The sequence below is a fragment of the Jiangella anatolica genome (assembly GCF_003236295.1).
Taxonomy (GTDB): Bacteria; Actinomycetota; Actinomycetes; order Jiangellales; family Jiangellaceae; genus Jiangella; species Jiangella anatolica.
Genome location: NZ_POTW01000242.1, coordinates 1 through 409, shown reverse-complemented (window position 1 = coordinate 409; position 409 = coordinate 1). Strand labels below are relative to the sequence as shown.

At 66.7% G+C, this 409-nt stretch carries 1 protein-coding gene; it reads left to right on the top strand.

The annotated features are described in order from the left end of the window. Nucleotides 1–208 precede the first annotated feature (208 nt). Nucleotides 209–409: LacI family DNA-binding transcriptional regulator (locus tag C1I92_RS33200; RefSeq protein WP_199521852.1), on the top strand; the 201-nt coding region annotated here is incomplete at its 3' end.

The window sequence follows — 409 nt, the reverse complement described above, 5'->3', positions numbered from 1 at the left end:
GTACCGGCCTCCCCGCCCGGCGACTCACCGCAGGTGGCGGGCCGTCAAGGTCACTGAAGAAACGTTTCGCCAAACTATGGAGTAACGTTCCTTCAGCGTCAAGAGTGTGTTTCGGATCCGTGTCCCTGCCGAGGGCCTCGACGGCCGTCCTGCGACGATGTCGGGTGGGCCTCGAGAAGGGCACGTCTTGTCCCAGGAGGTGAAGAGGTTGGCGACGACTCGTCGGCCGACGCTCAAGGACGTCGCACAGGCTGCGGGGGTCTCGACCACCACCGCGTCCGTCGTCCTGAACGATCGCCGGGACGGTGTCCGCGTCCCAGATGCGACCCGCCGCCGCGTCCAGCAGACGGCCGAGGACCTGGGCTACCGACCGAACATCCTTGCCCGCAGCCTTCGGACCCAGAAGACC